The organism is Enterococcus sp. DIV0806c, from assembly GCF_051710905.1.
In the GTDB taxonomy this organism is placed as follows: Bacteria; Bacillota; Bacilli; order Lactobacillales; family Enterococcaceae; genus Enterococcus_B; species Enterococcus_B mundtii.
Genome location: NZ_JBIOLO010000001.1, coordinates 1,802,666 through 1,820,058, shown reverse-complemented (window position 1 = coordinate 1,820,058; position 17,393 = coordinate 1,802,666). Strand labels below are relative to the sequence as shown.

General features: G+C 37.3%; 19 protein-coding genes. All 19 read left to right on the top strand.

Annotation, left to right across the window (positions count from 1 at the left end; genetic code table 11):
* Positions 1-5: 5 nt before the first annotated feature.
* The 19 genes from IGK77_RS08690 to IGK77_RS08600 all read left to right on the top strand — a co-directional run bounded on the left by IGK77_RS08690 (position 6) and on the right by IGK77_RS08600 (position 17,154).
* Positions 6-677 carry a hypothetical protein gene (locus tag IGK77_RS08690; RefSeq protein ID WP_438713145.1) on the top strand — a complete coding sequence of 224 codons (672 nt, stop codon included), beginning with the start codon at positions 6-8 and terminating at the stop codon, positions 675-677.
* Positions 678-743: 66 nt separating this feature from the next.
* On the top strand, positions 744-1,166 hold the full coding sequence (locus IGK77_RS08685) for a hypothetical protein (RefSeq protein WP_233433775.1): 423 nt from the start codon (positions 744-746) through the stop codon (positions 1,164-1,166).
* Positions 1,167-1,220: 54 nt separating this feature from the next.
* Positions 1,221-1,841, top strand: a complete 621-nt coding sequence (locus tag IGK77_RS08680; RefSeq protein WP_177187653.1) for an HAD-IA family hydrolase — start codon at positions 1,221-1,223, stop codon at positions 1,839-1,841.
* Positions 1,842-1,893: 52 nt separating this feature from the next.
* Positions 1,894-2,298 (top strand): DUF1149 family protein, encoded by a 405-nt coding sequence (locus IGK77_RS08675; protein WP_019724590.1) that lies wholly within the window; start codon positions 1,894-1,896, stop codon positions 2,296-2,298.
* A 209-nt stretch (positions 2,299-2,507) separates the two neighbouring features.
* Positions 2,508-3,899: an L-cystine transporter gene (locus IGK77_RS08670; RefSeq protein ID WP_019724480.1), complete on the top strand. Its 1,392-nt coding sequence runs from the start codon at positions 2,508-2,510 to the stop codon at positions 3,897-3,899.
* A 214-nt stretch (positions 3,900-4,113) separates the two neighbouring features.
* Positions 4,114-4,395, top strand: coding sequence for a TIGR04197 family type VII secretion effector (locus tag IGK77_RS08665; RefSeq protein WP_074799267.1), 282 nt, complete (start codon positions 4,114-4,116; stop codon positions 4,393-4,395).
* A complete protein-coding gene (locus IGK77_RS08660) occupies positions 4,395-4,742 on the top strand; it encodes a DUF3958 family protein (protein WP_071868111.1) in 348 nt (115 codons plus the stop codon). Before IGK77_RS08665 ends, IGK77_RS08660 begins: the two co-directional genes overlap by 1 nt.
* A complete protein-coding gene (locus IGK77_RS08655; RefSeq protein WP_438713143.1) occupies positions 4,739-6,214 on the top strand; it encodes a transposase in 1,476 nt (491 codons plus the stop codon). Before IGK77_RS08660 ends, IGK77_RS08655 begins: the two co-directional genes overlap by 4 nt.
* Positions 6,215-6,223: 9 nt before the next feature.
* Positions 6,224-6,724, top strand: a complete 501-nt coding sequence (locus IGK77_RS08650) for a hypothetical protein (RefSeq protein WP_074799265.1) — start codon at positions 6,224-6,226, stop codon at positions 6,722-6,724.
* Positions 6,725-6,965: 241 nt separating this feature from the next.
* Positions 6,966-7,289, top strand: coding sequence for a hypothetical protein (locus IGK77_RS08645; RefSeq protein WP_218150053.1), 324 nt, complete (start codon positions 6,966-6,968; stop codon positions 7,287-7,289).
* A gap of 743 nt (positions 7,290-8,032) precedes the next feature.
* Positions 8,033-8,404 (top strand): VOC family protein, encoded by a 372-nt coding sequence (locus IGK77_RS08640; protein ID WP_019724568.1) that lies wholly within the window; start codon positions 8,033-8,035, stop codon positions 8,402-8,404.
* A 194-nt stretch (positions 8,405-8,598) separates the two neighbouring features.
* Entirely contained in the window at positions 8,599-9,537 is a 939-nt protein-coding gene (trhO, locus tag IGK77_RS08635) for an oxygen-dependent tRNA uridine(34) hydroxylase TrhO (RefSeq protein ID WP_071867662.1), read from the top strand.
* A 191-nt stretch (positions 9,538-9,728) separates the two neighbouring features.
* On the top strand, positions 9,729-10,466 hold the full coding sequence (locus tag IGK77_RS08630; protein WP_071867663.1) for a metallophosphoesterase family protein: 738 nt from the start codon (positions 9,729-9,731) through the stop codon (positions 10,464-10,466).
* A 299-nt stretch (positions 10,467-10,765) separates the two neighbouring features.
* Positions 10,766-12,946: a Tex family protein gene (locus IGK77_RS08625; protein WP_074799263.1), complete on the top strand. Its 2,181-nt coding sequence runs from the start codon at positions 10,766-10,768 to the stop codon at positions 12,944-12,946.
* The gene (locus IGK77_RS08620) at positions 12,943-13,410 is read left to right on the top strand and encodes a SprT family protein (RefSeq protein ID WP_071867665.1); all 468 of its coding nucleotides are present in this window, start codon (positions 12,943-12,945) and stop codon (positions 13,408-13,410) included. The genes IGK77_RS08625 and IGK77_RS08620 overlap by 4 nt, the downstream gene beginning before the upstream one ends.
* A gap of 21 nt (positions 13,411-13,431) precedes the next feature.
* Positions 13,432-14,190, top strand: coding sequence for a YdcF family protein (locus tag IGK77_RS08615; protein ID WP_074799261.1), 759 nt, complete (start codon positions 13,432-13,434; stop codon positions 14,188-14,190).
* A gap of 137 nt (positions 14,191-14,327) precedes the next feature.
* The gene (murC, locus tag IGK77_RS08610; protein WP_010735306.1) at positions 14,328-15,662 is read left to right on the top strand and encodes a UDP-N-acetylmuramate--L-alanine ligase; all 1,335 of its coding nucleotides are present in this window, start codon (positions 14,328-14,330) and stop codon (positions 15,660-15,662) included.
* A 336-nt stretch (positions 15,663-15,998) separates the two neighbouring features.
* Positions 15,999-16,472 carry a MaoC/PaaZ C-terminal domain-containing protein gene (locus IGK77_RS08605; protein ID WP_019722649.1) on the top strand — a complete coding sequence of 158 codons (474 nt, stop codon included), beginning with the start codon at positions 15,999-16,001 and terminating at the stop codon, positions 16,470-16,472.
* Between the two features lies 1 nt (position 16,473).
* Positions 16,474-17,154, top strand: a complete 681-nt coding sequence (locus IGK77_RS08600; protein WP_034688779.1) for a Bax inhibitor-1/YccA family protein — start codon at positions 16,474-16,476, stop codon at positions 17,152-17,154.
* Positions 17,155-17,393 lie beyond the last annotated feature (239 nt).

The following is a 17,393-nucleotide window of genomic DNA, read 5'->3' as shown; positions in this document are numbered from 1 at the left end:
GAAGAATGAATTTTTTAGTTGTTTTAAAAGATACGATTCTCAAACGGTCGACATTCATCTATACACAAATCGATGAACAAAAAACAGTCTTGCATTTTTCGCCGGAGTTTCATTTAGAAGGGTTGACGATTGGGGAGATTTACGAACAAGGTGGCATCCAAGCTGCCAAGCATTTTTTTATTCAAGAACTTCAACTGCCAATGAATGACTATCTTGAAGTATCATTAAAAGAGTGGGACAAAGCAATCTCAGAACTTTTCCCTCAAGGAATCAACGTAGAGTCAGGTACCACTGAAGTACATCTATCGGTGAAAGATCTACAACGTCAGATGCGTTACCAGATCGATGAAGAAGGCTCTCTTTCAATCTTTCAGCGGCAGCAAAAGATATTAAAAAGTTTTTTAAAACAAATCAGCCGAAAAAGAAATTTGTTTAAAACAACGCAGTTATTAAAAAAATATCCAGAATTATTACACACATCGATCCAGTTTCCACAATTGCTCTCGTTGATCCGTCGTTTTGTTCGCTTGAAGGAAATCCAATCTAAGAAGTTGACATTACCTTTACAAGATACCTTTCGAGTGGTAAAACGTGAAGATGAAAAAAAACTGATCGTGATCGATTTTATGCGGAACCGTCATGTGTTACAACAAATGACGATGGAAAAGGCCAACTAAGGCTTTTTCTTTTTGAATAAAAGAGAAATGGAGAAAAAAATGGGACCTATTTGGATACAACGTATAATGAAAGCTCAACAAAAATATCAACAAGTTATGAAAGGGAGATATGCGCGTCTTGATCCATTGAATCGTTTATTGTTAGTTTTAGGATTATTTTTCTTTGTCGTTAGATATTGGTTGCCTTTCAGTTTAGGCTATCTACTCTTCTTCTTTTTTATCGCTTTGACCATCGCTCGATTTAGTTCAAAGAAAATCTATGTTCGTTCAAACGAAAATCAAGCGTATTTACAAAAAACAGTGGCGATCAAAAGCTGGTTTACAAAAATAAAAAATAAACTGAAACGTCAACCTGAACAACAAGCTAGCGCTACCTACACGATTTTTTCATGTCCAACTTGTCAACTCAAGCAAAGAGCGCCGAAAGGCAAGGGTGAGATTCGAGTGACTTGTAAAAAGTGTGGCACGCAATTTACAAGAAAGGTATAAGAAAAAATACTAGTCAAATGTCTAGTGAAATGAGTAAAAAGGAGTAAAAGAATGATTAAAAATTACATTTGGGATTTTGATGGGACATTGTTCGATACGTATCCGGCGATGGTTGAAGGAGTATCTCAAGCATTACAAGATTTTGGTATCGAACGCCCAAAAAAGGAAATCTATCGTGTGATGAAGCAAGAATCGGTGAGAAAACTACGAGAAAGCTATCAATTAGAAGAAGTCTCCTTCAATCATTTGTTTCATCAATATGAAGAACAATATCAGGAACTCTCAGTACCGTTCAAAGAGACTGAAATGGTTTTACGCCGTTTAAAACAGAATGGAGCAAAACATTATATTTTAACACATCGTGTAACGGCTTCTACTTGGAAACTTTTAAAAGTCTTTGAGCTAGCAGATTTGATCGAAGAAGTGATTGGTATCGACCAAGGCTTTGCCAGAAAACCAGCACCTGATGCCATCAATCACTTGATCGATCAGTATCACTTAGACCCAGAAAAAACTATGATGGTAGGGGATCGAAGATTAGATATTGAAGCAGGGATCAATGCAAAGATCCACACTTGCCTATATGATATTGATCATTTCTTAGGTGAGATTCCTGCCGATCATATTGTGGCGAATCTAGCGGATATTTTAGCAATCGAAAAGAATGCAGAATAAGTATCCCCTTTCAACTTTAGTTATGCTATAATTTAAACAGAGGAGTGATAAAATGGAAATTAGAAGACAAAAAGAAGTAGTAGAAGCTTTTCATTATGATTTTTTAAAGCCTGATCAAGAGGTACAAACCGACTTAAAAGTAGGTTTTTCACCACTAAAAGAGACAATTGAAAACTATCCGAAAGAACATAGCATCGTTGGTGCCCGTTTAGAATTTCGTTTAGTATTTGATACATATGTGTTATCTGGAAGCGTTAGTCAAATCAACCACATCTTGAATCGTAAAGTCCAAGATCAAAACGATGTGACGCAAGAAGAGGTCGATGAATTAGTGGCACCGCTTTTTGAGATGGTCAAACGTCTGGCCTACGAAGTAACAGAGATCGCCTTGGATGCACCAGGTGTGAAATTGAACTTCCAATCAGAAAAAGAAGAAAAAGCCAAAGAAGAAAATTAAGAAAAAAACACTAGTGATAGTTATTAGCTATCACTGGTGTTTTTTTCTATTACTAATTGTAAGCAAAAGTAAGGAAAAATTTCGGAAAATAGTCTAGAATGAATAAGTCACTGAAAAAAATATTTTCAGGAGAAGAGCTGAAGAGTTCTTCTCGGGAACCTTTACTTCCTTAGATGGACTTGTCATTACAAATTAAGAGGAGGATGAAAATGACAACACTCATCACAGTTTTAGTGGTTCTAGTTTTTGCGGCATTATTATATGTGTTTTATCGTATGCAAAAGCGCCATGCAAAATTTTCAACGCGGGTTTACACTGCGCTAGCTGCCGGTATCGTATTCGGGGGCGCGTTGCAACTAATTTTTGGAGTAGAAAACGAGGTTATTACGCAATCCATGGATTGGATCAGTATCGTTGGGAACGGCTACGTTAGTTTCTTACAAATGTTGATCATGCCTTTAGTCTTTGTTTCAATCGTTGCGGCTTTTACAAAAATGAAAGTATCAGAAAAATTAGGTAAAATCAGTGCAACGGTGCTGACCACTTTATTAGCAACAACGGCTATTTCCGCATTGATTGGGATCGGTGTGACGATCGCATTTGGTCTTCAAGGTGCTGAATTTACGCAAGGAGCGGCCGAAACTGCTCGTATTTCTGAGTTAGCGACACGACAAGAAACAGTGGAAGGATTAAGTATCCCACAACAAATCTTGTCATTTATTCCTAAAAATATTTTTGCAGACCTTGCCGGAACTCGTGCAACAAGTACGATTGCTGTCGTGATCTTTGCGGCATTTGTTGGGGTTGCTTACTTAGGAATCAAACGAAAAGCACCAAAAGAAGCATCATTCTTTGCTGATATGATCGATAGCTTGTACCGTATCGTGATGCGTATCGTGACGTTAGTCTTGCGTTTGACACCTTATGGCGTGTTCGCATTGATGACGAACGTGATGGCAACAAGTGATTTTGATGCCATTTTGAACTTAGGTAAATTTGTGTTAGCGTCTTATCTTGCATTGTTTGCAGTGATGATCGTTCATTTCTTGATTTTGATCGGTGTGAAAGTCAGCCCGATCGACTACTTGAAAAAAACATTTCCAGTACTAAGTTTTGCATTTACTTCACGTTCAAGTGCGGGGGCTTTGCCATTGAATATCGAAACACAAACAAAAGCACTCGGTGTGGATGAAGCCACAGCAAACTTTGCTGCCAGCTTTGGTTTATCGATCGGTCAAAATGGCTGTGCGGGTGTTTACCCAGCCATGCTAGCGACAATCGTTGCACCAGCAGCTGGAATGGATGTCTTTAGCATTCAATTCATCTTGCTACTAGTAGCCATCGTAACAATCAGCTCATTCGGAGTAGCTGGTGTCGGTGGTGGGGCAACCTTTGCCTCATTGATCGTATTAGGTTCAATGAACTTACCAGTAGCAATCGTTGGTTTAGTTATCTCCGTCGAACCATTGATCGACATGGCTCGTACAGCTGTCAACGTAAGTGGTAGTATGGTAGCAGGTATTGTTACAAGTGCACGTATCAATGATCTTGATCGAGATGTGATCAAAGATGAAGCAAAAGTCGTTGACGTGAATGCTTAATAAAAAAAGAAAAGTGAGAGCCAAATGCTCTCGCTTTTTTACTCTGTAAATATATTCCGAAAAGTGAAAGTGTGGAATTTTCAATATAAAAATGTATAAAACAATAAGGTAACAAGACCTATCTAATACAATTCTCATCCAACGGAAGGTTATGTATTGTTATAATGAATATGTAAGCGTTCTATACAGCCTATATAAATCGAGGAGGAGATCAATGGTCACATTCAGCAGTAGTTCTCAACAAGCCCAACAGTCCACTTCAAGAATCACCAGTGCAACCACCCCTTTAAACCAAGCATCATCGCTTCAAAATGACACACGCACCACGCTAATTGGCAATCAAGACATTCAAAGTAGCATAACGTCCGCCAAAAACTCAGCCAATCAAATTGCCTCAGCCATCTCAGGCGCTGCCAATCAATTGCAAACTGCTGCTCAAGGATTTTCTACACTAGACACTCAGTTAAGTCGAGATCTTTTTAAGGAGAGACGCTAATGAATCAATGGATAAATCTTGATACCGAGGAAACGTTGCTGCAAGCAAAAAGAGAAGAACAGGAAAAGAAAATGAAACAACTTGATGCCTGCCGTTCAGATTACCAGAATCACTTTAAAGAAATCGGAAACTTCTTATTTCGATTACAATTGTCTTACCAGAAATCGAATACCTTTACGTCCATCGAAACATTCACCTCGGAGTTTTCACATCAAAGTAGGCGATTGATGAATGGCTTTGATGAATGCCAACATTACGAAATGATCCAACAACAAAAAATCACGCAAAAGCTTGATGAGATTAGCTTTGAGAAAAGAAAAATTTTGTTGGAGGATCAAAACACATGAGTATCGATATGTATCTGTCCGATTCCTTAGCCCAAGCCACGAGCGCCAGTCACTTCTGCCAAAAACAAGTCACTGATTACCAAAATCTCCAACAAGCCATCACTCAATTCACTTTACAAACGCCCAATCTCCAAGGGAAAACCTACGACGCTGCGAAAGCCTATTTTTCTCAAATACTTTACCCACTCGTCCAAGGAGGAATTTTACTCTCCGAAGCGGTCGAAAAAGCAGCGAAACGATTTCCACAGGAATACATAAATCAAGTTGATTCTATCAGCTTGAAACAATCCGAATTAGAAGCGCAAATTCGTCAAATGAATCAATATATCACCCAAGCTGAAGGGATACGGCAACTGCTTCTTTCACCTTATATGCCAGAAGAACATCAAAGCTTTCAACTCAATCAGAATACGTTGTTACTCACGATGTATCATGACTTGAAACACAAGCTGGAAGAAAAACTCCAAAAACTCTTAGCTTACAACCAAAGCTCCGCGCAATTTTTTACAGAAATCAAAAGTCTCGAACAAGCAGTCAATCAAGGCCTTGCTCAAACGAAAACTGCTTGGAATAGTCAAACGAAGACATTCTCTATGCCGAAAGATTTGTCCTGGACAACTACGATCCAAGACAAATGGCAACAAGCAGAAAACGAGAAAAAAGGCATCGATCCAACTAAAAACAAAGAACTAGAAAAGTACAACGTCTATGCCCTCATTATTCACGATAGCGAGGGAAACCCACGTGTCTTTTGGAAAATCGAAGACAAGCAATCAGGCTATGGCATCGTGAACCCCGAGCTGTATCAATATGTCACGAAAGTAGGTCACTACTTAGAACCTGAACTGATCCAATTCATGACGTACGATACCTACCAAGAGAAAGTCAATGCAGCATGGCGTCAAGGCGTCAATTACGAAACTGGTGAAAAACTAGACCCACTCTTAGGCAGTCTCGTCTCTACCTCACAATACGTCAAAGACGGCTACACATGGATCAATGAATCTGAACTGGGTCAAGCCTTGATGGTCTTAGGCTTTACTTATGCGTCTTACAAAGTATTGACGACTACTGGTGTGAAGCAGGTGGAAAATGGTAAGATTGAGGAGGTAGGTGGGGCGATATCAGATGTTAAAATAAAAAGACCTCTTAGTAAAAATAATCAATCACATATAAATAAACATAATATTAATTCTCTCAAGAAACAATCACAGTTTTTAACTGAAAATCAATTGACTGAAAAGTTAGATGGAACTAGCTTTTTCAATTCTAATTGGACTAGTGAAGATATAAAAAAATATACAGAAATTGCTTATAATGATTTATTGTCACAAGGAAAGAAGGGAGATACTTTTCTATATAAGATAAATGGAGAGGAAATCAATATTTATATCCAACCTGATGGAGGATTTGGAACGTCTTATGGGAAGTATCGGTATACTTTAGAGGAATTTAAAAATCTTAAGAAATAGGGTGAGAAAATGCTTGAAATAAAATTTAAAGTATTTGAAAACATTGATTCAGACAATCTTATCGGAGAATATGGCTATTTTAGTTTCACAATTGATAATGAACACTATGGGATTATCCTGGAAGAAGAACTAGATGATTTTACTGTATCTCTATATGATTGGTTTATAAGTTTTTTAAGGGCCTTAGAGATTTTAAAAACAGAAAACTATGTTTTGATTAATGATATTGAATCTTTTAATACGTGGATAGAAATTTATAGAGATAAAGAAATCCTATCTATTAGTAAGGTTTCAGGTACTAAAGTGGGTCAAGGAGGGTGGATTCGCACAGAGAAACTTTCAAATCCGGATTATCAATTCTGGAAAGATAAAAAAATGCTATTTTCTGACTTCAGAACAGAAGTATTAGAGAAATCAGAGTATTATTTATCAGAAATAATTAAACTAAATTCTTTGCGAAATAAAAACATTCGTAATTTTAAAAAATTAGTAGAAAAATTAAAATTATAAACTTTAGAAAATAGTAAGTAAGGTATTTCAAGAACAAAAAATCATCACATCACTAGTTTGTGGATGATTTTTTGTTCTTGATACTTTAAGTTGTACATCGAAAATACAACACGTGAATGAATCTTAACGATGATTTTTAGGCTATACGTACATATTCAACTCCTGCTCCATAGTCTATGAGGAGAAATCATAAAATGAAAAAAACAATTTAGATAGAAAAACTAGTTTAATGGGGTGAAAAATGATAAAACTAAATATAAATTTTGAGAATGAAATAATTAACGGACAAGTAACGTATGATGATAAGGATGGAAACTTAGATTTTAATCCCAAATTAAACTCAGATATTTTATTACTTATAAATTATATAAATATAGGATTTGACTCTACTAAAAATTCTGCTAATCAAGTTTGGGGATACACACCAAAAGAAAGTTGGAATAAAAAAGATTTGATTTTACCGTTAAGGGTACAGAAAGGCAAAATCAAACTAGAAGAGGCTTTGGAATCAGGTTCATGGAGGCCAGATAAGGAAGAATCGTGGCTTACTTACTATGATTCATAACGAAATTGGTTATGCTTTGGAGATTTTATGCTTAATAACAGTGATAAATGTGTAGAGTTTCTTGAGAATGTCATCGCTGTGGTAGATAATGATCAATGCCTAAAATCTTTATGGATTAAACCATATTTTAAGTAAAAGTCAAAGAACAGCAATAAACAAAATATCCCCTTAAGGAATACAGTATAGTATCATGATAAGGCATATGATTTTTAGAAAAACAAAAGGGATAAAAATTGTCTTCATAGATCTCAATTCTTTAAGATTGAATGTATTTATGATGTACCAATAAATAGGTTTACAGTACTTGTTAAAGGTGGGAGACAAATTGTAAAATTTCTTTTTGGTGAACTAGATGATAGTGGTGAAAAATTTCAATATATTAAAGATGTTCAAATTGGCAGAAAAGTTTTATCAGAAATTGTAAACGAAAAACGGAATGTGTACTATATCAATAAAATTTCTGAAAGTGAATTTCTTATTAAACAAAAAAAGCTAAGTTACAAATATACTCGAAAAGATCTTATCCAAGTGAAGACTATTATTCATGCAGCTTTCGAATAATGCTATATTAAAACATTTTTGACTGATTACTATCATATAGCATAGACTTGACTAGTAAAAGATAAGTTTACTTATAAAATGAAGGACATAAATCACTTTTCTCATCCGTACCTCTCCAACATAGATTTTCAGTACCAGCTATGCTAAACTAGCTAGGACGAAAAAAGTGGAGGAATGAATAGATGTTTACAAATGAAATGAAAATCATGTTATACGTAGATGATGTTGAAAAAAATGCAGATTTCTGGCAGCAGATCGGTTTTGTTGTGTTGGATCGTCAAGAAATGGATGGTACATTGATTATTGAGATTGCCCAATCAAAAGATGCGGGTACTGCGTTTGTTTTATATGATCGTGAATTTATCGAACAGCATTCACCAGGCACAGCTAGTGGGGCACCTTCTTTGATGTTTTATAGTGCGGACATTTTTGGTTTATACAAAAAGATGCAACAATTAGAAGTGACATTAGGTGATTTAGTCCATTTAGGTGAAGAATATGTATTCAACTTTGCAGATCCTGATGGGAATTACTTTGCTGTGACAGGAAAATAACTTACTTAGTAAGAATGAAGCAAGAACTCCGACTGAAATTTTAGTCGGTTTTTTTGTGTCTATGAATACATAAAATTACAATATTTATATTATGTAAACTATACTTGCGCAAAAATGCACAAGCAGAAAAATCGTCATTTCAGTTAGACTTCTTTATACTATTATGGAATGAATTGTAGGAAGGAAGTAACTAAATGGATTACCAAGTACTATTATATTATAAATATACAACGATCACTGATCCTGAACTTTTTGCGAAGGAGCATCTTGCTTTTTGTAAATCTTTGAATTTGAAAGGTCGTATCCTTGTCGCAGAAGAAGGAATCAACGGCACGGTTTCTGGAACGATCGCAGAAACTGAGGCATACATGGAAGCGATGTTGGCAGATGAACGTTTTGCTGACACATTTTTCAAAATTGATCCTAGCGAGGGTCATGCATTCAAAAAAATGTTTGTTCGTGCGCGTCCTGAACTAGTTTCACTAAAACTAGAAGATGACATTGATCCAAAAGAAATGACGGGCGCTTATTTATCGCCTAAAGAGTTTAAAGAAGCGATTCTTGATGAAGATACGGTTGTGATCGATGCACGAAATGACTATGAATATGATCTTGGGCATTTTAGAGGAGCGGTTCGCCCTGATATCCGTAGCTTTAGAGAACTACCACAATGGATTCGTGACCATAAAGAAGAGTTTATGGAAAAACGGGTCGTTACTTACTGTACAGGTGGCATCCGCTGTGAGAAATTCTCAGGGTGGTTAGTGAGAGAAGGATTTAAAGACGTCGGTCAATTGCATGGTGGTATTGCGACATATGGCAAAGATCCAGAAGTCCAAGGGGAACTATGGGATGGCAAAATGTATGTTTTTGATGAGCGTATCGCTGTCGACATCAATCATGTAGATAAGCAGATCGTAGGGAAAGACTGGTTTGATGGTACTCCTTGCGAACGTTATATCAACTGTGCAAATCCAGAGTGTAATCGTCAAATGTTAGCATCAGTGGAAAACGAAGAAAAACATTTAGGATCATGTTCAGTAGCATGTGCCAAACATCCGCATAATCGCTATGTCAAAGAAAGAAATCTAACAACAGAAGAAATCGATGCACATTTAGCAGCATTTGTATAATTTTTCTAACAATAAAAGCAGACGTAGCTAGTGTTTATAAAATAAAATGAGAGTCATGAAAGTTGTTCTTCAAATTTTCGTGGCTCTCATTTTAATCTGAAATCAGGAGATTTTTCCTTTAACTATTCGGAAATTGTTGCTACCTATGATAGTGGAATTACGATATAATCAAATGAAAAGGTGGTGGTATCATGAATAAACCATTTGTCTATGCAATCGGGGATGTCCATGGAAGTTATGATCTTTTTCAAAAGCTATTAACACATTATGATCTACATCTTCATCAATTAGTCTTGATTGGTGATTTGAATGATCGTGGACCAAAAACAAAAGATTGCTTATTACTAGGAATGAAGTTAGTGAAAGAAACTGGTGCGATCTACTTGCGAGGCAATCATGAAGAGTACTTCTTACAGTTTCTCCAAGAACCAGAAGACTGGTATCCGTCTTATTTACGAAACGGTGGAAGAGAAACAATGGAAAGTCTTTTGCATCCAGGTGCAGCAGAAGAATATTCACCAACTGAGATTGCCATGATGATTCGTTCAAGATATCGTGAATTGGTCGATTTTTTATGTAATTTGCCTTTATATTATGAATGGGAAAACTATCTTTTTGTCCATGCGGGTGTTGATCTAACTAAAAAAGATTGGCGTGATACTAGCCCTAGAGATTTTTTATGGATCAGAGAGCCTTTTCATGAGCATAAGAATCGGACGGGTAAGACGATCGTATTTGGTCATACGATCACGCCACTACTCCATGGAGATATGCAGACAACTGATTTATGGATACAAGATCAGAAAATCGGGATCGACGGTGGGGCTGTCTTTGGCGGATCAATGCATGGTGTCGTTTTTGATCCAATTGGAATCATCCAAGATATCGAGTATCAAAACAATCAAGGACCATGGCAACCACGTGATTGATCAAAAAAAGTTTTTGATAAAAGTGTCCAGTTGTGATTTATAAGCCGAGAAACCCGAAATTTGTTTTTCAAATTTTTGGGCTTTTTCGCTTAGTCCTGAAGGTCAGATTTTGGAACACCAATAATTCGTTTTAAAATTAAAAACAAAAATGAATTTTATTTTTGTTCTAGACACTGTTTAGTTACATTTAGAAATACCAGAATCTATGCTAAAATAAATCAGTATGATTTTTTGATTCTTGCTTTTTAATGAGTAAACCGTAGCAAGAATCGATTTCGACTTAGAAAAGAGGCTATTTAATGACAGACAAAGTAAATCCAACGATTCTAGATCTTGTAAAGAAAGAATTGGCAGATTATCAAGCAAAACAGTTGACGACTGTTTTAAATCTATTAGCAGAAGGAAATACGGTGCCTTTTATTGCTCGTTACCGTAAAGAAATGACCGGAAGCTTGGACGAAGTACAAATCCGTGAAATTGAAGAGCGCTATGCTTATTTAGAAAATTTAGAAAAGCGTAAAACCGAAGTCTTGCGTTTGATTGATGAACAAGGAAAATTAACTCCAGAATTACAACAAAGTATTACACAATCTGTAAAAATGCAACAAGTAGAGGATTTATATCGTCCGTACAAACAAAAACGAAGAACGAAAGCAACGATTGCGAAAGAAAAAGGGTTAGAACCTTTAGCCACTTGGTTATTGACCTTTACATCTGAGGATGTTTTGACTGAAGCAGCTAAATACGTCACTGAAGAAGTTCCGTCTCCTGAAGAAGCCTTACTAGGTGCCCATGAGATCATTGCGGAGCAGGTAAGTGACAATGCAAAATTCAGAACATGGGTCCGTTCCTATACGTACAACAAGGGCCTGTATGAAAGTACGGTCAAGAACAAAGAGAATGATGAAAAAGGCGTATACGAAATGTATTATGATTTTTCTGAACCGATTCATAAAATCGTTTCTCATCGCATCTTAGCGACCAATCGTGGAGAAAAAGAAGAAGTATTGAAAGTCAATTTAACGGTTGATGAAGCTGCACTTTTAACTTACTTGGAAAGACAACTGATTCCTGATACAGCTTCGCCTTCTGCTAGTTATGTACGTTTGGCGATTCACGATAGTTACAAACGATTCATCCAACCTGCGATTGAGCGGGAGGTCCGTAATGAATTGACCGAAAAAGCGGATGAACAAGCCATCGCTATATTTGGTGAGAATCTGCGTAACTTGTTATTACAACCACCTTTAAAAGGGAAAGTTGTCTTAGGCTTTGACCCAGCTTATCGTACCGGTTGTAAATTAGCAGTGGTGGATGCGACAGGTAAGGTTTTAGCGATCGAAGTGATTTACCCGCATAAACCGGCAAATCAAGCAAAAAGAGCCGAAGCAGGCCCTGCATTTGTGAAATTGATTGATCAGTACCATGTGGATATGGTTGCCATCGGTAATGGAACGGCGAGCCGTGAATCGGAGTTATTTGTGGCAGAACAGTTGAAGTTAGCCAAACATCAAGCGTTTTATGCCATCGTCAATGAAGCCGGAGCTTCTGTCTATTCCGCAAGTGATATTGCCCGTAAAGAATTTCCGGAGTTACAAGTCGAAGAACGGAGTGCAGTGTCGATTGCACGAAGACTACAAGACCCGTTGGCTGAACTAGTGAAAATCGATCCGAAGGCTGTTGGCGTTGGACAATATCAACATGATGTTTCACAAAAAAGATTAGCAGAACAGTTGGATTTTGTTGTTGAAACGGCAGTGAACCAAGTAGGAGTCGATGTCAATACAGCGAGTCCTCAGTTGTTGCAACATATTTCTGGTCTAAATAAGACGACTGCTCAAAACATCGTGACGTATCGTGAAGAAAATGGTGCATTTGCTTCTCGAACGCAATTGAAGAAGGTCCCACGTTTAGGGCCAAAAGCGTATGAACAAGCGATCGGTTTCCTGCGTGTGCCTGGTGGGAAACATGTACTTGATAATACTGCGATCCATCCAGAGAGTTATGCAGTAGCAAAAGAGATCTTACAGGCTAACCAATTATCTGAAAAAGACTTAGGAACAAAAGAAGCAATCGAAAAATTAAGTCAACTTTCTCCGCAACGTTTGGTGCAACAGGTGCCAGTAGGTGAAGAAACATTGAAAGATATTCTTGAAGGGTTGACCCAACCAGGACGAGACATGCGAGATGAAATGCCTGCGCCACTTTTGCGTTCAGATGTATTGAGTATGGAAGACTTGAAACCTGGCATGGAATTAAAAGGAACAGTCCGAAACGTGATCGATTTTGGGGCATTCGTTGATATTGGGGTGAAACAAGATGGTTTAGTCCATATCTCTAAATTAAGCAATAAATTCGTCAAACATCCAACTGACGTTGTTTCCGTTGGGGATGTCGTCACTGTTTGGATCGAACAAGTGGATACGAACAAAGGGCGCATCAGTCTGACGATGCTTTCGCCTTACGAGGAACAAGCGTGACACAAGAAGAATTACAACAGTTAGTCGAAGAGATTTCTTTAACAAGCTTCCAGCGTCCGTTCATGCACCAAGCAATGTTCAATAAGCGTTTGAAAACAACAGGTGGTAGGTATCATTTGAATGACCACCATTTGGATTTTAATCCGACGATGTTTGCAGTAGCCGATCAAGCTACGATCATCGGGATCATCAAACATGAGCTGTGTCATTATCATCTTCACTTGACTGGAAAAGGCTATCGTCATCGTGACTCAGATTTCAAACATTTATTGTTAAAGACGGGTGGGTTACGTTATGCACCTGCCATTCCTTCAAATAGAAGGCAAAAAATCGAAGGATATCAATGCCAAAAGTGTGCTGAATGGATTTATCGTAAAAGGAAAATCAATACAGATCGCTATTTGTGTGGGCGTTGTAGAGGACGATTGGTATGGAAAGAAACCACGTACTTGGATGTTGAATAATAGTATGAGGAGAGAAATAGAATGACAGGTGAACGATCAAGAAATGCAGACTGGAATTGCTTATTGGATTTTTTAGCCGACCCTGACCTACAGGAGCGTTCGGAACTAAAAGCACCTACACTGATTTTAGCGGGGAATTGTCTGCCCGTCCTAGTAGATGAAGCAGCAAAGGCATACTTGAATCAGCAGGTTGAGCAAATCGTTTTAGTTGGTGGGATCGGACATGCGACGAAGTATCTCTATAAAAATTTTGAAAAACAAGGATTCTTATTTGAACAAGGTTTAAGTGAAAGTGAGATTTGTGCCCGCTATTTGCTTGAAAAATATGAGTTACCAAAACGAGCGCTATTGTTAGAAACAGAGTCAACCAATTGTGGCGAGAATGCTTCATTTTCTTACAAGTTATTAAAAGCACAGGGCCCATTACCTGAACGTGTTCTTTTAATGAATGATCCGACCTTGCAACGACGAACAAAGGCGACTTTTGAGAAGGATTGGGGCAATGAGTCTGTTCATTTTTATAATTATGTACCGATACTTCCACAAGTGACAGAAAGTACCAAGGGATTCAACTTCTCTGATCAAAGACTAAATGACTTGTGGCCTTCTGATTATTTCCAAGCCTTAGTATTTGGAGAAATGGTTCGTTTGAAAGATGATGCCCAAGGTTACGGACCTAATGGAACGGGATTTATCGGTCATGTCGACATCCCAGATGAGGTGTGGTCTGCTTATTTACGTCTCTTAGCAATGAATGAAAAAGTTTCGCTAAAAAGGTAATCAGGGCACTAATATTTAAGGAACTAAAAATCATCCGAATAAATTTGGTTGAAATTTTTTATTGTTTATAAGATAATGGGTTTCGTGTTGAATGTATGAATAAAATAATGGATGATAGTTAAGAGAAGAGGATTCAAATGAAAAATCAAGAAAATTTGTACCACTTTGTTGGTATTAAAGGCTCAGGAATGAGCTCTTTGGCACTTGTATTACATGAAAAAGGATTAAACGTCCAAGGATCAGATATCGAAAAATATTTCTTTACTCAAAGAGATTTAGAAAAAGCCAATATCTCTATCTTGCCGTTTGATGCAGAAAACGTCAAACCAGGAATGATCGTGATCGCCGGCAATGCTTTTCCAGATTCACACGAAGAGATCCAACGTGCAAAAGAGCTTGGATTAGAAGTAATCCGTTACCATGATTTTATTGCAGATTTTATCCAAAATTATACGAGTATCGCTGTCACTGGTTCCCATGGGAAAACAAGTACGACAGGTCTATTATCACATGTATTGACAGGGATTCGTCCGACAAGTTACTTGATTGGTGACGGCACTGGTCATGGTGATCCAGAGGCAGAATTCTTTGCTTTTGAAGCATGTGAATATCGTCGCCACTTTTTAGCTTACTCTCCTGATTATGTGATCATGACGAATATCGATTTTGATCATCCTGATTATTATACAAGTATCGATGATGTTTTCTCAGCTTTCCAAACGATGGCAAAACAAGTCAAAAAAGCGATCTTTGCTTACGGAGATGACGACTATCTAAGAAAGTTAGAAGCGGATGTGCCAATCTATTATTACGGTATGAATGAAGATGACGATATCCAAGCACGTAATATTGAACGTACGACAACTGGTTCAGCTTTTGATGTGTTCCATGGCGAAGAGTTTGTTGGACACTTTACAGTTCCAGCATTTGGAAAACATAATATTTTGAATGCACTTGGTGTTATCGCAGTTGCCTACTTTGAAAAGTTAGATGTGAAAGAAGTTGCTGACGAAATGTTGACATTCCCTGGAGTGAAACGTCGTTTTAGCGAGAAAATCGTAGCTGATATGACAGTCGTTGATGACTATGCTCACCATCCAGCAGAAATCAAAGCAACTATTGATGGCGCACGTCAGAAATATCCAGACAAAGAAATCATTGCAGTCTTCCAACCACATACATTTACTCGTACGATTGCCTTGATGGATGAATTTGCCGAAGCCTTAGATTTAGCTGACCGTGTGTATCTATGTGATATTTTTGGTTCTGCCCGTGAAGAACAAGGGGACGTTAAAATCGAAGACTTAGGAGCAAAAATCAAAAAAGGTGGTCAAGTAATCAAAGAAGATAACGTTTCGCCGTTATTAGACTACCACGAAGCAGTGATTATTTTCATGGGTGCTGGTGATGTTCAAAAATTTGAACAAGCCTATGAAAAATTATTGAGCAGTACAACGAAAAACGTTCTGTAATCACTTAAGTGAATAAAAGAAGTTAGCGTCAAAAGGGATTGTCAGGTGGCAGCCCCTTTTGACGTTTATTTGTGGGTGATGGGTAGTTCGTTTTCAGTAATGTTTCGCCTGCTTATAGTGACCGTACGTATTCGATCGAATTAAGAAATCCTAAAGTATCCAGACAAAATACGAACGGTTTTTATTCAACTATGCTATAGTCTACAATAAATAATGTACGATCATCGAAGTGATTGCTTACATAAGTGAAAGACCAAAGCATGTTCTGTAACTTGCGTTTTTTGTATGATTTGGTACAATTGGTACGAATGAATAAATAAACTGGAGGGTTTAAACTTGAACATAAGTAAACCGCGTAAATTAGGAAAAACAATCAATGAAATCGAGGAAGGTGACTCGTTATCTTTAACAGAATCAATTGAAGATAATCAGTTATTATTGTATTTAGGATTAACAAACGATGCCAACCCTTTATATATCCAACATGATTTTGCACAGAAAACGGAATATCATCAACCCATTGTTCCAACTGTGATGCTAATGGGAATCATAACAAGTGCAGTGTCCAAACACTTGCCTGGTCCAGGTTCTCATGTGGTGAATTTTTCAGCTAATTTTGTCGAGCCGGTTTTTCATTATGAAACATTGACTTTTCAGTTTGAAGTCATTCGAGTGGATAAGATGAAAAATGTTGTGACTATTTCAGTGGAGGCCACGAATACACAAGACAATCGTGTATTAGATGCGGTAGTCATGGTACAACCACCAGAATTAGAACAAGAATTAACTCTTGAAAGTGAAGGTGAATAAGATGAACAATCAAATCATATCAAATAGTATCAACCGCTTTTATGCGAAAGTCTACGGATTTTTAGGAATCGGTCTAGCGCTGAGTGCGATCACTTCCTATTTAGCGATCCAAGTCTTTCCTTATCAAGTAGCAAGTTTCATCAATAATTTTCCATTAGGTTTTATGGGATTATGGATCGTCCAAATCATTTTGGTTTTAGTTTTAGGAGCAAAAGCACAAAAAAATCCAAGCTTAGCAATCGGTGGATTTATCGCATATTCCTTGTTGAACGGTATAGTTTTAGCTGTTACATTAGCTTTCTATGATATCGGAACGATCACGACTGCTTTTATTTCAGCAACTGGGATGTTCATTGGGATGTCAGCAATCGGGATGTTCACTAAAAAAGATCTAACAGGTGTGGGTCGTGCCGGTATGGCAGCATTGATCGGTGTGATCATTGCGATGGTCTTGAATGTTTTTATTTTAAGAAGTAGTGCAGTTGAATTGTTCATCTCATTACTACTTGTCGTGATTTTTGCAGGTATCACTGCTTATGATAACCAAAAGATCGCAAATGTATATGTCCAATCAAATGGACAAGCAAATAGTGGGATTGCCGTATTCTTGGCACTTCAACTATATCTAGATTTCATCAACTTGTTCTTGGCATTCTTACGAATCTTTGGACGTAATAACTAAGCAATAAACGAAGAACAAGATAAAAATATCTCTCATATGAAAAGAAAGAATCCACAGAATTTGATCGTCAAATTCTAGTGGGTTCTTTTTTTGGGTCGTCGATACCAATAATCACTATTTTTATCCTAAATTACTTTGTTCGCGATCTAGGATAAACGGTATTCAAAAAGTAACACTGGTATCTTACTCCTTAGTACGGACCGCTTTTCTAACAACCTTTTGCCTGTCCGTTTTTTCTT

What these genes read in the sequence shown, in the direction of transcription:
- IGK77_RS08690 (WP_438713145.1), top strand. Translation starts at nt 6, where the DNA reads ATGAATTTTTTAGTTGTTTTAAAAGATACGATTCTCAAACGGTCGACA.
- IGK77_RS08685 (WP_233433775.1), top strand. Translation starts at nt 744, where the DNA reads ATGAAAGCTCAACAAAAATATCAACAAGTTATGAAAGGGAGATATGCG.
- IGK77_RS08675 (WP_019724590.1), top strand. Translation starts at nt 1,894, where the DNA reads ATGGAAATTAGAAGACAAAAAGAAGTAGTAGAAGCTTTTCATTATGAT.
- IGK77_RS08670 (WP_019724480.1), top strand. Translation starts at nt 2,508, where the DNA reads ATGACAACACTCATCACAGTTTTAGTGGTTCTAGTTTTTGCGGCATTA.
- IGK77_RS08665 (WP_074799267.1), top strand. Translation starts at nt 4,114, where the DNA reads ATGGTCACATTCAGCAGTAGTTCTCAACAAGCCCAACAGTCCACTTCA.
- IGK77_RS08660 (WP_071868111.1), top strand. Translation starts at nt 4,395, where the DNA reads ATGAATCAATGGATAAATCTTGATACCGAGGAAACGTTGCTGCAAGCA.
- IGK77_RS08655 (WP_438713143.1), top strand. Translation starts at nt 4,739, where the DNA reads ATGAGTATCGATATGTATCTGTCCGATTCCTTAGCCCAAGCCACGAGC.
- IGK77_RS08650 (WP_074799265.1), top strand. Translation starts at nt 6,224, where the DNA reads ATGCTTGAAATAAAATTTAAAGTATTTGAAAACATTGATTCAGACAAT.
- IGK77_RS08645 (WP_218150053.1), top strand. Translation starts at nt 6,966, where the DNA reads ATGATAAAACTAAATATAAATTTTGAGAATGAAATAATTAACGGACAA.
- IGK77_RS08640 (WP_019724568.1), top strand. Translation starts at nt 8,033, where the DNA reads ATGTTTACAAATGAAATGAAAATCATGTTATACGTAGATGATGTTGAA.
- trhO (WP_071867662.1), top strand. Translation starts at nt 8,599, where the DNA reads ATGGATTACCAAGTACTATTATATTATAAATATACAACGATCACTGAT.
- IGK77_RS08630 (WP_071867663.1), top strand. Translation starts at nt 9,729, where the DNA reads ATGAATAAACCATTTGTCTATGCAATCGGGGATGTCCATGGAAGTTAT.
- IGK77_RS08625 (WP_074799263.1), top strand. Translation starts at nt 10,766, where the DNA reads ATGACAGACAAAGTAAATCCAACGATTCTAGATCTTGTAAAGAAAGAA.
- IGK77_RS08615 (WP_074799261.1), top strand. Translation starts at nt 13,432, where the DNA reads ATGACAGGTGAACGATCAAGAAATGCAGACTGGAATTGCTTATTGGAT.
- murC (WP_010735306.1), top strand. Translation starts at nt 14,328, where the DNA reads ATGAAAAATCAAGAAAATTTGTACCACTTTGTTGGTATTAAAGGCTCA.
- IGK77_RS08600 (WP_034688779.1), top strand. Translation starts at nt 16,474, where the DNA reads ATGAACAATCAAATCATATCAAATAGTATCAACCGCTTTTATGCGAAA.